Below are 2,652 nucleotides of genomic sequence, written 5' to 3'. Positions count from 1 at the left end.
GAGGGCGGGCAGCGGGTGCAGGGCGGTGGTCCGGTCGCACCAGACGAAGCCGTCGTACCGTTGCGCGAGCCGGGTCGGCACGTAGTTGCCCCAGGACTCGAAGGACGGGTCGTAGACCACCCCGATGGCCCGGTGGTCGGCCTCCCCGGTCACCCAGTCGGGCTGGTCCGGGCCGTCGAAGACGAGTAACGCCCGTTCGGGCAGCAGTTCGTGCAGGCGGTGTTCCACCGATCCGGGTCGGGCCGGGGGCACCGTCATCGACTCGGCCGCCGCACCCCAGCGGGGCGCGGCGACGACGCTCCCCGCGTAACTGCCGAAGCCGATCAGCACCACCGCGTCGGCGCCGTACCGCTCCCGGGCCAGTTGACCGATGTTGGTCAGCCCCGCGTCGGCCATGTCGGTGGCCCGGGCGTCCCCGATGTGCGTGTTGTGCGCCCAGACCACCGCCTTCGCGTCGGGACCGTACCGGTCCAGCAGCCGGTCCAGGGTGTCCGCCATGTGGGTGTCCCGGATGTTCCAGGACTGCGGGCCACCGCCGACCATCGACCGGTAGTACCGTTCCGCACCGGCCACCACCTCCGCGTTCTGCCAGGCGGCGAAGCGGTCCGGGCCGTCGTGGGCGGCCTGTTCCCGGGTACGCGCCAGCAGCCGGACCACCTCGTCCTCGCAGCGGGCGGAGACGAACCGGCTCGCCATGCCGTACTCCTCGATCCGTTTGCCGTACGGCTCGAAGCAGCGGTACGCGTCCTGCGCGGCCTCCAGCGAGCGCGGGTCCTCCTCGCCGAGGTAGTCGAAGATCGCCTGCATGGACTCCCAGAGGCTGTAGACGTCCAGCCCGTGGAAACCGGCGCGGGCCGACTCGGGTCGTTCCACGTTCCACGCCCGCAGCCAGCGGCAGAACCGGGCCACCTCGGCGTTGGCCCACATCCAGGTGGGCCAGCGTTCGAAGCGTTCCAGGGCGGCCTGCGGGTCGGCGGCGCCCCGGGGCGCGCCGGTCACCGACCGGTTGACCCGCTCGCAGTCCGGCCAGTCCCCTTCGACGGCGACGAACGAGAAGCCCCGTTCGGCGATGAGCCGCCGGGTGAGCTGTTCCCGGATCCGGTAGTAGTCGTGGGTGCCGTGACTCGCCTCGCCGAGCATCACCACCCGGGCGTCGCCGACGCGGTCCAGCAGGAGGTCGAAGTCGCTCGGGGCGCCCAGCCGTCGTACCAGCATGCCTGCCCCTACCCGGCGCCGACGGCGGCAAACCCGACAGATCCGGCACCCTGTGGTGCAGGCCCACCCGACCGGACCCCCGGTGCGGGTGTGCCGGCGCGTCCGGCGGGTAGCCGACCGGCATGAGCGTGACCGGGGTGCAGTTGCAGGAGTTCCTGGGCGGTCTGGACTACCCGGTGTCCCGGGACGACCTGCTCCGGCGGGCCCAGGAGGCGGGCGCCGGTACGCCTCTGCTCCAGTCGTTACGGACGCTGCCGGTGGCCGAGTTCGGCTCGCCGGAGGAACTGGTCGAGGCGCTGCGCGAGCTGCCCGGCTGAGGTGGTGGAGGGCTGCCGGACCGCTGGGCCCGCGTGTCCCGTCCGGCGGGGTCAGGTGACGGTGACCGCGACGGTGTGCCAACCGGTCGCCCCGTCCGGGAACGGCGTGGCCCGCTCGCCGGTCTGCCCGTCGCCGTTACCGTCGGTGGCGCGTACCCGCAGGCTGTGCCCACCCGGTCGGGCGTCCCAGTCGTACCGCCACTGCACCCAGGTGTCGGTCGACGGTACGGGCCGCAGGGTGGCCGGCTGCCAGGGGCCGCTGTCCACGGAGACCTCGACGGCGGCGATCCCGCGCCGCTGCGCCCAGGCGACCCCGGCCACCGCCACCCGGCCGGCGGCCAGCCGTGCGAACGGGCCGGGCCGGTCGATCCGGGACGCGGTCTTCACCGGTGCCTCCCGGGCCCAGCCCCGGCGCACCCAGTACGGGTCGAAGTCCGCGAACCGGGTCAGCTCCAACTCGACGATCCACTTGCAGGCACCGGCGTACCCGTACAGCCCTGGGGTGAGCATCCGGACCGGGAACCCGTGGGCCAGCGGCAGCGGTTCCCCGTTCATGCCCACCGCCAGCAGCGCGTCCCGACCGTCCAGCAGGGTGTCGACCGGGGTACCGATGGTCATGCCCTCGCTCGACCGGGCGACCACCTGGTCGGCGCCGGCCCGGATGCCGGCGGAGCGCAGCAGCGGGGCGAGCGGGACGCCCAGCCACCGGGCGGTACCCACGTACGGGCCGCCGACCTCGCTGGAGACGCAGTTGAGGGTGATGTCCCGTTCGACCAGTTCCCGGTCGAGCAGGTCGGCGAAGCTCACCTCGACCGGCCGGTCGACCAGGCCGTGGATCCGGAGCCGCCAGGCGTCGACGTCCAGGCGGGGCACGGTGAGGGCGGTGTCGACCCGGTAGAAGTCGGCGTTCGGGGTGTGGAAACCGGGGGCCACCCCGGTCGGCAGCGGCGGTGCCGGGTCGGTGGGGGGTGGCAGGCGCACCGCCGCGCGGGACCGCTCGACGTCCAGGGTGGCCGACCGGCGCAGGTGCCGGGCACCCACCACGCCGAGGGCGGTGCCGGCGGCCACCGCCGCCGCGTTGCCCAGCAGCCGGCGCCGGGCGGGCGCACCACCACCAGCC

The 2,652-nt window shown here is 74.2% G+C and carries 3 protein-coding genes; 1 reads left to right on the top strand and 2 read right to left on the bottom strand.

Going from position 1 to position 2,652, the window contains the following annotated elements; translation table 11 throughout:
- On the bottom strand, positions 1-1,215 hold a 1,215-nt coding region (locus GSF22_RS32745; RefSeq protein ID WP_208817781.1), incomplete at its 3' end, for an erythromycin esterase family protein.
- 122 nt (positions 1,216-1,337) lie between these two features.
- On the opposite strand from GSF22_RS32745, the gene GSF22_RS32740 reads away from it, so the two are divergent.
- Positions 1,338-1,532: a DUF2795 domain-containing protein gene (locus GSF22_RS32740; protein WP_208817780.1), complete on the top strand. Its 195-nt coding sequence runs from the start codon at positions 1,338-1,340 to the stop codon at positions 1,530-1,532.
- A gap of 51 nt (positions 1,533-1,583) precedes the next feature.
- Here GSF22_RS32740 and GSF22_RS32735 read toward each other — a convergent pair.
- A partial coding sequence (locus tag GSF22_RS32735; RefSeq protein WP_208817779.1) for a molybdopterin-dependent oxidoreductase occupies positions 1,584-2,652 on the bottom strand: 1,069 nt, incomplete at its 5' end.

This window comes from Micromonospora echinofusca (assembly GCF_017614955.1).
Taxonomy (GTDB): Bacteria; Actinomycetota; Actinomycetes; order Mycobacteriales; family Micromonosporaceae; genus Micromonospora; species Micromonospora echinofusca_A.
This window is presented reverse-complemented; position numbering and strand designations above follow the sequence as displayed.

Excerpts from the sequence above, each read along its gene's own strand:
- GSF22_RS32740 (WP_208817780.1), top strand. The coding sequence starts at position 1,338 with ATGAGCGTGACCGGGGTGCAGTTGCAGGAGTTCCTGGGCGGTCTGGAC.